Origin of the sequence: Stenotrophomonas sp. CCNWLW57, assembly GCF_037203925.1 — a bacterium.
GTDB lineage: Bacteria > Pseudomonadota > Gammaproteobacteria > Xanthomonadales > Xanthomonadaceae > Stenotrophomonas > Stenotrophomonas rhizophila_A.
Map to the genome: position 1 here is coordinate 74,414 of NZ_JBBCBJ010000005.1, position 14,914 is coordinate 89,327.

General features: G+C 68.1%; 14 protein-coding genes. 8 read left to right on the plus strand and 6 right to left on the minus strand.

Features of this window, described 5'->3' with window-relative positions:
* Positions 1 to 6: 6 nt before the first annotated feature.
* Positions 7 to 402, minus strand: coding sequence for an outer membrane protein assembly factor BamE (gene bamE / locus V9K91_RS13120; RefSeq protein WP_068851142.1), 396 nt, complete (start codon positions 400 to 402; stop codon positions 7 to 9).
* Between the two features lie 104 nt (positions 403 to 506).
* On the opposite strand from bamE, the gene fur reads away from it, so the two are divergent.
* Positions 507 to 923, plus strand: coding sequence for a ferric iron uptake transcriptional regulator (fur, locus tag V9K91_RS13125; RefSeq protein WP_068851145.1), 417 nt, complete (start codon positions 507 to 509; stop codon positions 921 to 923).
* A 51-nt stretch (positions 924 to 974) separates the two neighbouring features.
* On the opposite strand, the gene V9K91_RS13130 is transcribed toward fur, so the two are convergent.
* Positions 975 to 2,207: an SGNH/GDSL hydrolase family protein gene (locus V9K91_RS13130; protein WP_336443359.1), complete on the minus strand. Its 1,233-nt coding sequence runs from the start codon at positions 2,205 to 2,207 to the stop codon at positions 975 to 977.
* 96 nt (positions 2,208 to 2,303) lie between these two features.
* On the opposite strand from V9K91_RS13130, the gene V9K91_RS13135 reads away from it, so the two are divergent.
* Complete coding sequence (locus V9K91_RS13135; protein WP_336443360.1) at positions 2,304 to 3,221, plus strand: LysR family transcriptional regulator; 918 nt, start codon at positions 2,304 to 2,306, stop codon at positions 3,219 to 3,221.
* A 45-nt stretch (positions 3,222 to 3,266) separates the two neighbouring features.
* Here the strand turns inward: V9K91_RS13135 and recN are convergent, their stop codons facing one another.
* Positions 3,267 to 4,931, minus strand: a complete 1,665-nt coding sequence (recN, locus tag V9K91_RS13140) for a DNA repair protein RecN (protein ID WP_336443361.1) — start codon at positions 4,929 to 4,931, stop codon at positions 3,267 to 3,269.
* A gap of 92 nt (positions 4,932 to 5,023) precedes the next feature.
* Here recN and hrcA point away from each other — a divergent pair, with 92 nt between their 5' ends.
* From hrcA to V9K91_RS13170, 6 genes are all read left to right on the plus strand, one after another.
* The gene (hrcA, locus tag V9K91_RS13145; protein ID WP_068851154.1) at positions 5,024 to 6,091 is read left to right on the plus strand and encodes a heat-inducible transcriptional repressor HrcA; all 1,068 of its coding nucleotides are present in this window, start codon (positions 5,024 to 5,026) and stop codon (positions 6,089 to 6,091) included.
* Positions 6,092 to 6,173: 82 nt separating this feature from the next.
* The gene (gene grpE / locus V9K91_RS13150; protein WP_068851157.1) at positions 6,174 to 6,689 is read left to right on the plus strand and encodes a nucleotide exchange factor GrpE; all 516 of its coding nucleotides are present in this window, start codon (positions 6,174 to 6,176) and stop codon (positions 6,687 to 6,689) included.
* Positions 6,690 to 6,819: 130 nt separating this feature from the next.
* A complete protein-coding gene (gene dnaK / locus V9K91_RS13155; protein WP_336443362.1) occupies positions 6,820 to 8,754 on the plus strand; it encodes a molecular chaperone DnaK in 1,935 nt (644 codons plus the stop codon).
* A gap of 160 nt (positions 8,755 to 8,914) precedes the next feature.
* Positions 8,915 to 10,042 carry a molecular chaperone DnaJ gene (gene dnaJ / locus V9K91_RS13160; RefSeq protein ID WP_068851162.1) on the plus strand — a complete coding sequence of 376 codons (1,128 nt, stop codon included), beginning with the start codon at positions 8,915 to 8,917 and terminating at the stop codon, positions 10,040 to 10,042.
* Between the two features lie 108 nt (positions 10,043 to 10,150).
* The gene (pdxY, locus tag V9K91_RS13165; protein ID WP_336443363.1) at positions 10,151 to 11,059 is read left to right on the plus strand and encodes a pyridoxal kinase; all 909 of its coding nucleotides are present in this window, start codon (positions 10,151 to 10,153) and stop codon (positions 11,057 to 11,059) included.
* Positions 11,056 to 12,168: a prephenate dehydrogenase gene (locus V9K91_RS13170; RefSeq protein WP_336443364.1), complete on the plus strand. Its 1,113-nt coding sequence runs from the start codon at positions 11,056 to 11,058 to the stop codon at positions 12,166 to 12,168. The genes pdxY and V9K91_RS13170 overlap by 4 nt, the downstream gene beginning before the upstream one ends.
* Positions 12,169 to 12,284: 116 nt before the next feature.
* Here the strand turns inward: V9K91_RS13170 and V9K91_RS13175 are convergent, their stop codons facing one another.
* The 3 genes from V9K91_RS13175 to V9K91_RS13185 form a co-directional block, all read right to left on the minus strand.
* Positions 12,285 to 12,473 carry a hypothetical protein gene (locus V9K91_RS13175; RefSeq protein ID WP_095364199.1) on the minus strand — a complete coding sequence of 63 codons (189 nt, stop codon included), beginning with the start codon at positions 12,471 to 12,473 and terminating at the stop codon, positions 12,285 to 12,287.
* A 68-nt stretch (positions 12,474 to 12,541) separates the two neighbouring features.
* The gene (locus V9K91_RS13180) at positions 12,542 to 14,308 is read right to left on the minus strand and encodes an ABC transporter transmembrane domain-containing protein (protein WP_306989011.1); all 1,767 of its coding nucleotides are present in this window, start codon (positions 14,306 to 14,308) and stop codon (positions 12,542 to 12,544) included.
* The gene (locus tag V9K91_RS13185; RefSeq protein WP_249834095.1) at positions 14,301 to 14,909 is read right to left on the minus strand and encodes a YigZ family protein; all 609 of its coding nucleotides are present in this window, start codon (positions 14,907 to 14,909) and stop codon (positions 14,301 to 14,303) included. The genes V9K91_RS13180 and V9K91_RS13185 overlap by 8 nt, the downstream gene beginning before the upstream one ends.
* Between the last annotated feature and the right edge of the window lie 5 nt (positions 14,910 to 14,914).

The window sequence follows — 14,914 nt, forward strand, 5'->3', positions numbered from 1 at the left end:
GCCGGATCAGCGGCTGCGCTGCTTCTTCTTGTCCTTGGCCAGGTTGCGGCCGAACTGGCGCACCTGGTCCCGGGCCAGCTGGGCATCGTTGTTGGGGAAGTAGTCGCCTTCCCAACGGGTGACCTGGTCGCCTTCGAAGAACACCACGAAGTTCTTCACTTCGGTGCGGCCGAGGCGGTCGAGCCGCTGGCTGGCGGTGTAGTCCCAGCGCTGGGCGTGGAAGGGGTCGTCAATGGAGGGGGTGCCGAGCAGCGCGTTGACCTGCTGCTTGCTCTGGCCCACCTGCAGCTGACCGACGGCCTGCTCCCGGATCAGGTTGCCCTGATAGATGGGTTGCTTATAGATGATGCCGCAGCCCGTGGTGGACAGGGCAACGGCGGCGACCAGCAGGAGATTGCGCATCGGGGAATGGCGTTTTGGGAAATCCAGTCGATGATACACTCCGAACGTGTCGCCGCGACCCAATCCGAGGCAGCTGGCGCTAAATCGCCAATGAACGGAGACTTATGGAAACCCACGACCTGCGCAAAGTTGGCCTGAAGGTGACCCATCCGCGTATGCGGATCCTTGCCCTGCTTGAGCAGCGCGACGCCCAGAAGCACCAGCACCACATGACGGCCGAAGACATCTACCGCCAGCTCCTGGAGCACGGTGACGAGATCGGCCTGGCGACGGTTTACCGCGTGCTGACCCAGTTCGAGGCCGCCGGCCTGGTGCTGAAGCACAATTTCGAAGGCGGCCAGGCCGTTTACGAACTGGACCGGGGCGGCCACCACGACCATATGGTGGACGTGGACTCGGGCAAGATCATCGAGTTCGAAAGCCACGAGATCGAAGAACTTCAGCGCAAGATCGCCGCCGACCACGGCTACGAGCTGGAAGAGCACTCGCTGGTGCTCTACGTGCGCAAGAAAAGGAAGTAACGGCTTCGCCGTTGCCTTCCGATCTGAAAACCCGGGCCGCGCCCGGGTTTTTTATTGCCCGAACACCGCCAGGTCCACCGCCTCGGCCATCGCCCGGTTGCCGGCATCGCCCGGGTGCAGGTGGTCGCCGGAGTCGAACGCGGGTGCCATCCGGGCCGGGTCGACCGGATCGCGCAGGGCGGCGTCCAGGTCGATCACGGCATCGAACAGGGCCTCCTCGCGCAGCCAAGTATTGAGCTGCTGGCGCAGGGCGTCCTTGTCCACGGCGTAATAGTCGTCCAGCGGGGTGCCCGGCAGCGCCCCGGCAAACGGGGTCAGGGTGGCGCCGATGATCCGCACGCCCTGGGCATGCGCGCGTTCGACCAGCTGGCGGTAGCCGGCCTGGAGTTCAGCCAGCGACGGTCGCGGCTGCTCGCGGGCGAAGGCGGTACCGGGCCAGCTGATGTCATTGATGCCGACCAGCACCACCACGCTGGCCACGCCGGGCACGCCCAGCACGTCGCGCTGGAACCGGGCCAGTGCCGAGTCGCCCATCCCGTCACGCAGCAGCCGCCCGCCGGAAATGCCGGCGTTGACCACTGCCATGCCCTGCGGCGCCAGCCGGGCAGCCAGGTGGTCGGTCCAGCGCTGGTCGCGGTCGAGACTGGCGGTGGCGCCGTCGGTGATCGAATCGCCGATCACCACCACGGTGCGCGCCGCCGCCGGCGCCTCCACTTCGATCCCGGTCAGGAACAGCCGCGCGGTGGTGGGGGTGCTGCCGCGCAGCGCAACGCATCCAGTCTGGTCGCCCGGGGCGATCGCACTGGTCTGCCGGCCATCCCAGTGGAAGGTCTGCAGTGGCGTGGGACCCGCAACGTACACGTCGACCTGCACGGCCTGCTGGGCGGCAATGGGCAGGGCAAGCGGGTCGCTCAGACGGTCCTGGCCGGGCGGGATGTCCGTGCCCGGGTGTCCGTCAAAGGACAGCGCTACCGGCGCTGCCCCGGCGCTGCCGGCCACGCTGGCTGCGTCGATCCGCAGGGGCGTGGTGCCGTAGGCATTGCTCAAGCGCACGCGCAGCCGTGGCCCGCCCAGGCTGATCCGCGCGGTCTGGCGGAAGGTGTGGTTGTCCAGCACCTGCGGGATACCGGTCGGAAACAGGAAGTCGTCGCCCCAGACCGGCTGCGGGCTGGCCTGCCAGCTCGCAACCCAGTGCGGCGACGCGGGGGCACTAGACGCCGTGCCGGACGTCGCGGCTGAAATGGTGAGCAGAGTGCCGGTGGCAAAGCGAATCAAGCGGTTCATGCGGGCCATCCCGTGGAAGAGGAGGCCATGGTGCGCGGCGGACCATCTGTGAAATAGACTGGCCGTGGACAATCATCTGTGAACTGAATTCATCCAATGCCCACGCCCGACATCAATCGCTCCGGCCAGCTGGAGATCTTCGTGCGGGTGATCGAAGCCGGCAGTTTCTCGGCGGCGGCCCGCGCGCTGGACATGAGTCCATCGGCGGTCAGCAAGCTGGTAGCGCGGCTGGAACAACGGCTGGGCACGCGCCTGCTGCAGCGCTCCACCCGCCAGCTGCAGCTGACCCCGGAAGGCTGCGCGTTCTATGAGCGTGGCCTGCGCGTGCTCGCCGACCTGGACGAGGCCGAACGCTGCGCCAGCGCGCATGCCGAACCGCGTGGGCGGCTGCGGGTGAACAGCAACGTGCCGTTTGCCCACCATTTCCTGCTGCCGCTGCTGCCGGCCTTCCTGGAGCGGCACCCGCAGGTGGGGGTGGACCTCATGCTGACCGATGAGGTGATCGACCTGCTGGAGCAGCGTACCGATGTGGCGGTACGCGCCGGCCCGTTGAAGAGCTCCAGCCTGGTTGCGCGGCGGCTGGGCAGTACCCGGATGATGATCGTGGCGGCGCCGGCATATGCAGCCAGGCATGGGCTGCCCGGCGATGCGGCGGCGCTGTTGGCGCACAACCGGCTGGATATCGGTCATGCACGTGCGCAGACCGGCTGGCCGGTGCGCGAACACGGGCAGGTGCTGACGGTGCCGACCGGCGGCAACGCACGTGCCAGCGATGGCGAGGCGTTGCGGCGGCTGGTGCTGGGCGGCGCGGGCATTGCGCGGCTGGCCGCGTTCCAGGTGCAGGCCGATGTCGCCGCCGGACGGCTGTTGCCGGTACTGGAACAGGCCAACCCGGGCGACCTGGAAGATGTGCACGCGGTGTTCGTGGGGCAGGGCGGTTACCTGCCCCTGCGGGTTCGGGCGTTCCTGGATTTCCTGGTGGAACAGGTGGACCTGGCCAAGCCGTTGGCGTAACCCGGTCAGGCCATCGGCAGATACCCACCGTTGGTGGGTACGCCGTCAGGTCTCCTGCAGGAGTTTCCGCGCGGCCGCGCGGGCTTCCTTGCTGACTTCCACGCCGCCAAGCATGCGCGCCAGCTCTTCCTCGCGGGCCTTGGCATCCAGCTTCTCCACCGCGCTCTGGGTCATGCCTTCCACCGGTGCCTTGCTGACCCGGTAATGGGCGTGGCCCTTGGAGGCGACCTGCGGCAGGTGGGTGACGCACAACACCTGCCGTTTCTCGCCGAGCGCGCGCAGCTTCTGGCCGACGATATCGGCCACCGCGCCGCCGATGCCGGAATCGACTTCGTCGAACACCATGGTCGGCACCGCATCCAGGCCCAGTGCGGCCACTTCAATGGCCAGCGAGATGCGTGAGAGTTCGCCGCCCGAGGCCACCTTGCGCAGGGCGCGCGGCGGCTGGCCGGCGTTGGCCGCCACCAGGAATTCAACGCGCTCGGCGCCGTTCGGGTCCGGCCTGGCGGCCGCGTGCGGTTCGATCTCGATCAGGAACTGGCCCCCGCCCATGCCCAGCTCGCCGATCAGCGTGGTGGTGGTCTCCGACAGCGCCTTGGCCGCGGTGGCGCGGCTGGCAGTGAGCGTGTCTGCCACGGCCTGCCATTGCGCGGCCGCGCGGTCGATCTCGCCGGCCAGCGCCTGCAGGCGGGTATCGGCACCGCGCAGCTGCTCGACTTCGGCTTCCATCGCATCGCGGTGTTCGGCCAGGCCTTCCATCGGCACGCGGTGCTTGCGCGCCAGGTCGTGCAGGCGGCCGAGGCGGCGTTCGATGTCCTCGAACTGCTCCGGGTCGGCGTCGAGATCGTCGTGGACCCGGTCGAGCAGGGCCAGCGCTTCGTGCAGCTGGATGACCGCGCTGTCCAGCAGCGCGTCCACCTCGCCCAGGCGGGTGTCGTGTTCGGCCACGCGGGCCAGGTCATGCCGGGTCTGCTGCAGCAGCTGCAGCACCGATACCTCATCGTCGCCATTGAGCCGGGCGGCGGCCACGTCGCAGGCGCTGACCAGCGCCCCGGCGTGGGCCTGGCGGCGGTGGCTGCTGCCCAGGGCGGCGATCGAGGCCGGCTCCAGGTCTTCGCGCTGCAGTTCGCCCAGCTGGTGTTCCAGGAAGCCGATGCGGTCGCTGACATCGCCTTGTCGCGACAGCGACTCGGCTTCGTCGACCAGGGCCTGCCAACGGCCAGCGGCCTGGCGCACCTGGACGCGCTCGGCCTCGTTGCGGGCGTAGGCGTCCAGCAGCGCCAGCTGCGAGGGCCGTGCCAGCAGCGCCTGCTGTTCGTGCTGGCCGTGGATTTCCACCAGCTTGCCGGCGAGCTCGGTGAGCTGGGACAGGGTCACCGGGCGGCCGTTGATCCAGGCGCGCGAGCCGCCGTCGGCACGGATGATCCGGCGCAACTGGCACTGCTCCTCGTCATCCAGTTCGTTGTCGCGCAGCCATTGCCGGGCCGGGGCGTGTTCGCCCGGCGCGAACTCGGCCGACAGCTCCGCGCGCGCCGCGCCGTGGCGGACCACGCCGCTGTCGGCGCGCAGCCCGGACAGGAAGCCCAAGGCGTCAACCATCAGCGACTTGCCTGCGCCAGTCTCGCCGGAAACCACGGTCATGCCTGCGCCGAATTCCAGTTCGGTGGCGCGGACAACGGCAAAATCCTTGATCGATAGATGTCTGAGCATGGTATTGGGTTCTTGAGCCGCGCAACGCTAGCATGGGTGGGGCAGGCAGTGTTCCTGCCATTATCCAACGTCGCGTCTCACAGGTTGATTCCATGCACCCTTCCGCGCCCCATCTAGCGCCGCGCGCCCGCCATCTGCTGCGGACGCTGATCGCGCGCCACATCCAGGACGGCGAGCCGGTCGGCTCGCAGACGCTGGCGCGGCTGGCCGGGTTGGACGTCAGCCCGGCCACCATCCGCAACATCCTGGGTGACCTGGAAGACCTGGGCCTGCTCAGCTCGGCGCACGTCTCGGCCGGGCGGGTGCCCACCGCGCACGGCTACCGGGTGTTCGTCGACAGCCTGGTCAAGATGCAGCCGCCCGGCGAAAGCGAGCTGAGCCGCCTGCGCAGCGAGCTGTCCACCGGGGCAGGCACCCAGGCGCTGCTCGGCAGTGCCTCGGAGCTGCTGTCGGCGATGAGCCATTTCGTCGGCGTGGTCGGCGCGCCGCGGCGCGAACAGTTTGCGTTCCGCCACATCGATTTCGTGGCGTTGGATGCGCGCCGGGTGCTGGCCATCCTGGTGTTCGCCGACAACGAGGTGCAGAACCGGGTGATCGAGCCCAAGCGCAGCTGGGAGCCGGCCGAGCTGGAGAAGGTGGCCAATTACCTCAATGCCCATTGCGCCGGCCGCCCCCTGGCCGAGATCCGCGCCACCCTGCTGGTGGAGCTGCGCCAGGCGCGCACGGAAATGGAGCAGCTGCTGGCGCACAGCGTGGAGCTGGCCGAACAGGCGATGGCGCCGCCGGCCGACGACATGGTGCTGGCCGGGCAGACCCGGCTGATGGGGGTGCAGGACCTGTCCGACCTGGACCGCCTGCGCGAGCTGTTCGACCTGTTCGCCAGCAAACGCGAGATCCTGCAGCTGCTTGAGCGCACCATCCAGGCCCCCGGCGTGCGCATCTTCATCGGCGAGGAAACCGGGGTGATGCCGCTGGAGAACGTCTCGCTGGTGACCGCCCCGTACTCGGCCGGCGGCCAGGTGCTGGGCGTGCTGGGGGTGATCGGGCCCAAGCGGATGGCCTACGACCGCATGATTCCGCTGGTGGAGGCCACCGCCCAGGTGCTCGGCGCGGCCCTGGATGCCCCGGCCGGCGGCGGATTGTCCCGGGATCGCACCTAAACACGCCCCCAGCTCTTGAATCGGGTCCGGCCGCCCACATTGGGGTGGGTGGAGGCGGAGAGTCACCGCCAAGGATCCGGAAATGAACCAAGATCAGCCTGATATCGCATCCCAGACCCCGGCCGGCGACGCCGCCACGGGCGATACCCTGCAGCAGCAGCTCGACGCCCTGCACAACGAAGTGGCGCTGCTCCGGTCCGAGTCGCTGCGTGAGCGCGCCGACCTGGACAACCAGCGCAAGCGCGTGGCCCGCGACGTTGAACAGGCGCGCCGCTTCGCCAACGAAAAGCTGCTGGGCGAGCTGCTGCCGGTGTTCGACAGCCTGGACGCCGGGCTCAATGCCGCCGGCGCCGAACCCAGCCCGCTGCGCGAAGGCCTGGAGCTGACCTACAAGCAGCTGCTCAAGGTCGCCGCCGACAACGGCCTGACCCTGCTGGACCCCACCGGCCAGACCTTCAACCCCGAACACCACCAGGCCATCAGCCAGGTCGACGCCCCCGGCGCGGCGCCGGGCAGCGTGGTCCAGGTGTTCCAGAAGGGCTACCTGCTCAACGATCGCCTGCTGCGGCCGGCCCTGGTCGTGGTCGCCCGGGACTGACCTGAACGCGTTTGGCCGCCATCGGACACAGCGTTCGATGGATGGGTTGAAAGTGTCAGCAGCGTCCCACACATCCCATTCATAACCCGGCAGCTGCCGGATGTTCCCCAAATTTTCAGGAGTCTCCCTCATGGGCAAGATCATTGGTATCGACCTCGGCACCACCAACTCGTGTGTGGCGATCATGGACGGCGGCAAGGCCCGCGTCATCGAAAACGCGGAAGGCGACCGCACCACGCCGTCCATCGTCGCCTACACCAAGGATGGCGAAGTGCTGGTCGGCGCCTCGGCCAAGCGCCAGGCCGTCACCAACCCGAAGAACACCTTCTACGCCGTCAAGCGCCTGATCGGCCGCAAGTTCACCGACGCTGAAGTCCAGAAGGACATCGCGCACGTGCCTTACGGCATCCTGGCCCACGACAACGGCGATGCCTGGGTGCAGACCAGCGATGCCAAGAAGATGGCGCCGCAGGAAATCTCCGCGCGCGTGCTGGAGAAGATGAAGAAGACCGCCGAAGCCTTCCTCGGCGAGACCGTGACCGAAGCGGTCATCACCGTGCCGGCCTACTTCAACGACAGCCAGCGCCAGGCGACCAAGGACGCCGGCCGCATCGCGGGCCTGGAAGTCAAGCGCATCATCAACGAGCCGACCGCTGCTGCCCTGGCCTATGGCCTGGACAAGGGTGACGGCAAGGACCGCAAGATCGTGGTGTACGACCTGGGCGGCGGCACCTTCGACGTGTCGATCATCGAAATCGCCAACGTCGACGGTGAGAAGCAGTTCGAAGTGCTGGCCACCAATGGCGACACCTTCCTGGGCGGCGAAGACTTCGACAACCGCGTCATCGAATACCTGGTGGACGAGTTCAACAAGGACCAGGGCATCGACCTGCGCAAGGATCCGCTGGCCCTGCAGCGCCTGAAGGATGCTGCCGAGCGCGCCAAGATCGAGCTGTCGACCAGCCAGCAGACCGAAGTGAACCTGCCGTACGTCACCGCCGATGCCTCCGGTCCGAAGCACCTGAACATCAAGCTGACCCGCGCCAAGCTGGAAGCGCTGGTGGAAGACCTGATCAAGAAGTCGATCGAGCCGTGCCGCATCGCCCTGAACGATGCCGGCCTGCGTTCGAGCGACATCAGCGAAGTGATCCTGGTCGGCGGCCAGACCCGCATGCCGAAGGTGCAGCAGGCCGTGACCGAGTTCTTCGGCAAGGAACCGCGCAAGGACGTCAACCCGGACGAAGCCGTGGCACTGGGTGCCGCGATCCAGGGCGGCGTGCTTGGCGGCGACGTCAAGGACGTGCTGCTGCTGGACGTGACCCCGCTGTCGCTGGGCATCGAAACCATGGGCGGTGTGTTCACCAAGATCATCGAGAAGAACACCACCATCCCGACCAAGGCCTCGCAGGTGTTCTCCACCGCCGAGGACAACCAGTCGGCGGTGACCGTGCACGTGCTGCAGGGTGAGCGCGAACAGGCCCGCTACAACAAGTCGCTGGCCAAGTTCGACCTCTCCGGCATCGAGCCGGCCCCGCGCGGCCTGCCGCAGGTGGAAGTGTCCTTCGACATCGACGCCAACGGCATCCTGCACGTGTCGGCCAAGGACAAGAAGACCAACAAGGAACAGAAGGTCGAGATCAAGGCCGGTTCGGGTCTGTCCGAGGACGAGATCGCGCGCATGGTCGCCGACGCGGAAGCCAACCGCGAAGAAGACAAGAAGTTCCACGAGCTGGTCCAGGCCCGCAACCAGGCCGACGCGCTGATCCACGGTACCCGTACCGCGATCAACGAACACGGCAGCAAGGTCGGTGGCGATGTCATCGGCAAGGTCGAATCGGCCCTGGCCGACCTGGAAACCGCGATGAAGGGTGACGACAAGGCCCAGATCGAAGCCAAGTCGAAGGTGATGGAAGAAGCCGGCCAGTCGCTGTTCGCTGCATCGGCCGCGGCCGAGCAGGGCGGTGCCGCACCGGGTGCCGATGCCGGCGCCGGCAACAATGGCGGCGCGCACGACGATGTGGTCGACGCCGAGTTCACCGAAGTCAAGGACGACAAGAAGTCCTGATCCGGACACGACGCGGGACGTTGCGCAGGCAACGTCCCGTTGTCATTCCACTGGGTCCTGACCGCCGTACCCCGGTGTGCCGGGGCGCCCGACGAAAGAGCGGACCTGGTTCCGCTCTTCCGCTTTGACGAATCCCGACTTCCGGATACTGATTCACACCATGAGCAAGCGCGATTACTACGAAGTGCTGGGTGTTACCCGCACGGCGACCGAAGAAGAACTGAAGAAGGCCTATCGCCGTTGCGCGATGAAGCACCACCCTGACCGCAACCCCGGCGACAGCGCCGCCGAAGCGGCCTTCAAGGAGTGCAAGGAAGCCTACGAAACCCTGTCCGATGCCAACAAGCGTCGCATGTACGATGCACACGGCCACGCGGCCTTCGAGCACGGCATGGGCGGTGGCGGCGGCCCCGGTGGACCGGACATGGGCGACATCTTCGGCGACATCTTCGGCAACATCTTTGGCGGTGCCGGCGGCGGTCCGCGCCAGGCGCGTCGCGGTGCCGACATCGGCTACGTGATGGAGCTGGACCTGGAAGAAGCGGTGCGTGGCATCGAGCGCCGCATCGAGATTCCGACCCTGGCCGAGTGCGACGACTGCCACGGCAGCGGCTCGGACGATGGCAAGGTGGAAACCTGCAGCGTGTGCCGTGGGCAGGGCCAGGTGCGCATCCAGCGTGGCATCTTCGCCATGCAGCAGGCCTGCCATAACTGCAACGGCCGCGGCCAGATCATCCAGAACCCCTGCAAGACCTGCCACGGCAATGGCCGGGTAGAGGAAGACAAGGTGTTGTCGGTCAAGGTGCCCGCGGGCGTCGACACCGGCGACCGCATCCGCCTGGCGGGCGAGGGCGAGGCCGGTCCGGCCGGCACGCCGCCGGGCGACCTGTACGTGGAAGTGCGGGTGCGCGAGCACGCCATCTTCCAGCGCGATGGCGACGACCTGCACTGCGAAGTGCCGATCCGCATTTCGCAGGCCGCGCTGGGCGACACCGTGCGCGTGGCCACCCTGGGCGGCTATGCGGAAATCCGCATCCCGGCCGAAACCCAGACCGGCAAGCTGTTCCGCCTGCGCGGCAAGGGCGTGCGTTCGGTGCGCAGCCGCAGCGAAGGCGACCTGTACTGCCGCGTGGTGGTGGAAACCCCGGTCAACCTGACCGCCGAGCAGCGCAAGCTGCTGGAACAGTTCGAAACCACCTTCACCGGCGAAGAAGCGCGCAAGCATTCGCCGAAGTCGGCGACCTTCATCGATGGTGTGAAGGGCTTCTGGGATCGCATGACCTCGTAAGCGGTTGGTTCCATCGGTAACGAAAACGCCGGGCACGTCCCGGCTTTTTTGTGCCTGCGATTCAGCGGGCAGGTACCGGCCGTTGGTCGGTACGCTCTAAAATGGGCCATGAACGATACCCTCGAAAGCCATCTGGTCCATGGGCGCCGCCAGCGCCCGGACGGTCCGTCGCCGGTCGACGTCATCTCGGTCCAGTCGCAGCTGGTCTACGGCCACGCCGGCAACAGCGCGGCGGTGCCGCCGCTGCGTGCGCTGGGCGTGCGCGTGGCCGAAGTGCCGACCACGCTGCTGAGCAATGCGCCGTTCTATCCGACCACGCGCGGCCGCGTGCTGCCGGCCGACTGGTTCGCCGACCTGCTGTTGGGCGCCAGCGAGCGCGGCCTGCCGGCACGCGCGAAGATGCTGGTTTCGGGCTACTTCGGCAGCGTCGGCAATGGCGCGGCGTTCGCCGACTGGCTTGACACGGTGCTGCCGGCGTCGCCGCAGCTGCGCTACTGCCTGGACCCGGTGATCGGCGATACCCACACCGGTCCTTACGTGGAGCCGGGCCTGGAAACCATCTTCGCCGAGCGCCTGCTGCCGCATGCCTGGCTGGTCACCCCGAACGCGTTCGAGCTGGGCCGGCTGACCGGCATGCCCAGCCTGGCCGAGGCCGATGCGATTGCCGCCGCGCAGGCGCTGCTGGCACGCGGGCCGGAATGGGTGCTGGCGCACAGCGTCGGCGGCGACCCGGGTGAGCTGGTCACGCTGGCGGTCAGCCGCGATGCGATCTGGCGCTGGTCCTCGCCGCACCTGCCGGTGGACGTGGCCGGCACCGGCGACGTGCTGATGTCGCTGCTGGTGGCGTTCCTGCTGCGCGGTGAGCGCTTCGAGCAGGCGCTGTCGCGGTCGATCTCGGGCGTGCACGCCGCGCTGGAGGCCACCCTGGCCAACGACCACGAGGAATTCGACGTGCTGGCCGCCGCACCGGCCGCGCTGGCGCAGCCGCACCGCTTCCGCGCCGAGCGGCTGGCGTGAGCCTGCGCCCGGTTGTCGGCATCGTCGGCAGCGCCGGCGCGTATGGGCGCTGGCTGCGCACGTTCCTTGAGCAGCGCCTGGGGCTGGAAGTGATCGGGCATGATCCGGCCGATCCGCAGTCGGACGATCCGGAAACACTGCTGGAGCGCGCGGACGTGCTGGTGTTCTCCGCGCCGATCCGGCACACGCCCGCCTTGATTGCCGATTACGTGAGGCGTTCGGCCGGCCGCGAAGCCGGCCGGTTGTGGCTGGATGTGACCTCGGTGAAGAGCGAGCCGGTGGCTGCGATGCTGGCCTCGCGGGCCGAGGTGGTCGGGCTGCACCCGATGACCGCACCGCCCAAGGCACCCACGCTGAAAGGCAGGGTGATGGTGGTGTGCGAAGCGCGCTTGTCGCAATGGCAGCCGTGGGTAAGCGGGCTGTGCGCGGCGCTGGAAGCCGAATGCGTGCGCGCCACGCCCGAACACCACGACCAGGTGATGGCGCTGGTGCAGGCCATGGTGCATGCCACCCATCTGGCCCAGGCGGGCGTGCTGCGCGAATACGCGCCGCTGCTGGGGCCGCTGTCGGAACTGATGCCGTACCGGTCGGCTTCATTCGAACTGGATACCGCGATCATCGCGCGCATCCTCTCGCTCAATCCCGCCATCTACGAAGACATCCAGTTCGGCAACCCGCACGTTGCGCCAATGCTGGACCGCCTGCTGGGCCAGTTGCACGCTCTGCGCGGGCAAGTGGCGCAGGGCGATGATGCCGCGCGCGCCGCGTTCCGTGAGCAGCTGCTGCAGGACAACCGTGAGCACCAGGGCAAGGCTCTGCTGGAGGCGGGCAATTACACCTTCGAACGCGTGGGGTACCTGCTGGCCGACCTGACCGAGCGCAACGCGATCAGCGTGCACCTGCCGGAGGATCGCCCCGGCTCATTGCGCGAGCTGCTGCATGTGTTCGAGCGGCATGGGGTCAGTCTGGCGTCGATCCATTCGTCGCGCACGCCAGGCGGAGAAGTGCATTTCCGGATGGGGTTCGTGGCCGGCAGTGACCTGGATGCGCTGCAGCGGGCGGCGGTGGAAATCGACGCCACCAGCATCGGGCGGGTACTGCCGCGCTGACAGCCTGTCGCATTCATCCACAGGGGGTGTGGATGAAATGCGGACAAGCATGTGGATAACCGTGCGCAGCCCCCGTGGGGCAACGCTGTCAAGATGGGTGGCGAATAATTGACCAGTCAGGTGGTCAGGGTGAGCTCGCCACCGCTGGTCCGGAACACCCGGCCCTCGCGCACCAGGTGACGGCCATCGGCCAATTCGTAACGGACGTGCGGGTCGGCAGCGGTATCGCCGGCCTCGTCCTTGAATTCGATGACCACATGGTCTTCGCCATTGGCATCGGTCGCGGGAAACTGACGGAACGACATCAAACACCTCCTGCAGCAGGTTCATGGGGCGCTGCCACCATGCAACCTGCCGCGTTATCGGTGCGTCATCAATCGATGAACTGCAGCTTGGCCAGTTCAGCGTACAGTCCACCTTCGGCCAGCAGCTCGGCGTGGGTGCCCTGCGCGACGATCCGCCCATGGTCCATCACCACGATGCGGTCGGCCTTGAGCACCGTGGCCAGCCGGTGTGCGATCACCAGCGTGGTGCGCCCCGCCATCAGGCGCTCCAGCGCCTGCTGCACCGCACGCTCGCTTTGCGCGTCCAGCGCGCTGGTGGCCTCGTCCAGCAGCAGGATCGGCGCGTCCTTGAGCAGCGCACGCGCGATCGCGATGCGTTGCTGCTGGCCACCTGACAGGCGCGCACCGCGCTCGCCCAGCTCGCTCAGGTAGCCATCGGGCAGCGCCTGCAGGAACTCATCGGCTTCGGCGGCTTCCGCGGCACGCTGCACTTCCTCGTTGCTGGCTTCCAGCCGGCCGTAGCGGATGTTCTCCAGCGCGCTGCTGGCAAACAGCGTGGGCTGCTGCGGCACCAGCGCCATCTGTGCGCGCAGCTGCGCCGGATCGACCTGGCGCACGTCCACGCCATCCACCAGCACGCTGCCGGCGGCAGGATCATGGAAGCGCAGCAGCATCGACAGCACCGTGCTCTTGCCGGCGCCGGAGGGCCCGACCAGCGCCACGGTTTCGCCCGGGCGCACATGCAGGTCGAAATGGGCCAGTGCCGCGGTGTCAGGGCGCTGCGGGTAGTGGAAGACCACGTCCTGGAAGCGGATCTCACCACGCAGCGGGGTGGGCAGCGGCAGCGGGTCGGTCGGTGCGGTGATTTCGATGTCTTCGTGTAGCAGCTCGGCGATGCGGCCCATGCCGCCGGACGCGCGCTGCAGTTCATTCCATACTTCGGCCAGCGCACCGACCGAGCCGCCGCCGATCAGCGCGTACAACACGAACTGGCCCAGGGTGCCGGCCGTCATCCGGCCATCGTTGACGTCATGCGCACCCAGCCACAGCACGCCCACGATGGCACCGAACACCAGCACGATGGCGGTGGCCGTCACCAGCGACTGCGCGCCGATGCGGCGCCGCGCGGCGCGGATCGATTCGGCCAGTGCTTCGTTGAAACGGTTGCGTTCATACGGTTCGCGCGCGTGCGCCTGCACCGTGCGCACCGCGCCCAGCGTTTCGGCGGCCAGGCTGTTGGCATCGGCGATGCGGTCCTGGCTGGCGCGCGAAATGCCGCGCACGCGCCGCGCCCCGATGACGATCGGCAGCACCGCCAGCGGAATGCCGACCAGCGACCATGCGGCCAGGCGCGGGCTGGTCACGAACAGCATCACCAGGCTGCCGACCACGGTGACGCTGCTGCGCAGCGCGACCGACATGGTGGAACCAATCACGCTGCGCAGCAGCTCGCTGTCGGCGGTCAGCCGCGAGACCAGCTCGCCGCTGCGGCTGCGGTCGTGGAAGCCGGCGCCCAGTGAGATCAGGTGCGCATACAGGCGGCTGCGCAGGTCGGCCACCACCTTCTCGCCCAGCAGCGAAACGAAGAAGAAGCGCGCGGCCGTGGCCAGCCCCAGCACCACCGCCACCAGCAACAGCAGGGCGAACGCGCGGTTGATCTGCCCGTTGCCGCTGAACCCGTGGTCGATCATCAGCTTCACCGCCGGGGGCAGGCTCAGCGTGGCGGTGGAAGAGACGGCAAGCGCCACCAGCCAAGCCGAGAACAGCCCACCGTGCCGGCGCACGAACGGCCACAGCGTGCCCAGGCTGCCAAGCCGGCGCAGCGCCGGTTCCGGCGCGGAAGAGGGTTCAGTCATGGACAAGGCCTGGTTCGGTGCGCGGTTGCACGCGGATACGATCACGAGTGGCGTCGCGCAGGCGGGTTTTCAACGGGTCGGCCTGATCGGCGGGAAGGCGGACGTGCAGTTCCACGCCCGAGGCGGTGAACGTTTCGTCCAGTTTTTCGGCCAGGTGCGCTGCCAGGGCGGCATGCAGCGCGCCCAGGTCCTCGAACGCGGCCTGCACGGTCAACTCGGCCAGCGCCACCAGCGGCAGCCGTGGCGCGGTGCGCAGGCACTCGGCGGCAGTGCCGCCATAGGCCCGCACCAGCCCGCCCGCGCCCAGCTTGATGCCGCCGTACCAGCGGATCACCACCACCATGACGCGATCAAAGCCCTGGCCGTCGATCGCCGCCAGGATCGGGCGGCCGGCGGTGCCGGCCGGTTCCCCGTCGTCGCTGGAACGGTACTCGTTGCCGTGCCGGTAGGCCCAGCAGTTGTGCGTGGCATCGGGCACCGCGACCTGCTGCAGGAACGCCAGTCCGTCTTCGGCAGAGCCGATCGGCGCGGCATGCGCGACGAAACGGCTGTGTTTGATTTCCAGGCTGTGGTTGACGGCGGTGGCGAGTGTATCGGGCATCCCCG

Excerpts from the sequence above, each read along its gene's own strand:
- bamE (WP_068851142.1), bottom strand. The coding sequence starts at position 402 with ATGCGCAATCTCCTGCTGGTCGCCGCCGTTGCCCTGTCCACCACGGGC.
- fur (WP_068851145.1), top strand. The coding sequence starts at position 507 with ATGGAAACCCACGACCTGCGCAAAGTTGGCCTGAAGGTGACCCATCCG.
- V9K91_RS13130 (WP_336443359.1), bottom strand. The coding sequence starts at position 2,207 with ATGAACCGCTTGATTCGCTTTGCCACCGGCACTCTGCTCACCATTTCA.
- V9K91_RS13135 (WP_336443360.1), top strand. The coding sequence starts at position 2,304 with ATGCCCACGCCCGACATCAATCGCTCCGGCCAGCTGGAGATCTTCGTG.
- recN (WP_336443361.1), bottom strand. The coding sequence starts at position 4,931 with ATGCTCAGACATCTATCGATCAAGGATTTTGCCGTTGTCCGCGCCACC.
- hrcA (WP_068851154.1), top strand. The coding sequence starts at position 5,024 with ATGCACCCTTCCGCGCCCCATCTAGCGCCGCGCGCCCGCCATCTGCTG.
- grpE (WP_068851157.1), top strand. The coding sequence starts at position 6,174 with ATGAACCAAGATCAGCCTGATATCGCATCCCAGACCCCGGCCGGCGAC.
- dnaK (WP_336443362.1), top strand. The coding sequence starts at position 6,820 with ATGGGCAAGATCATTGGTATCGACCTCGGCACCACCAACTCGTGTGTG.
- dnaJ (WP_068851162.1), top strand. The coding sequence starts at position 8,915 with ATGAGCAAGCGCGATTACTACGAAGTGCTGGGTGTTACCCGCACGGCG.
- pdxY (WP_336443363.1), top strand. The coding sequence starts at position 10,151 with ATGAACGATACCCTCGAAAGCCATCTGGTCCATGGGCGCCGCCAGCGC.
- V9K91_RS13175 (WP_095364199.1), bottom strand. The coding sequence starts at position 12,473 with ATGTCGTTCCGTCAGTTTCCCGCGACCGATGCCAATGGCGAAGACCAT.
- V9K91_RS13180 (WP_306989011.1), bottom strand. The coding sequence starts at position 14,308 with ATGACTGAACCCTCTTCCGCGCCGGAACCGGCGCTGCGCCGGCTTGGC.
- V9K91_RS13185 (WP_249834095.1), bottom strand. The coding sequence starts at position 14,909 with ATGCCCGATACACTCGCCACCGCCGTCAACCACAGCCTGGAAATCAAA.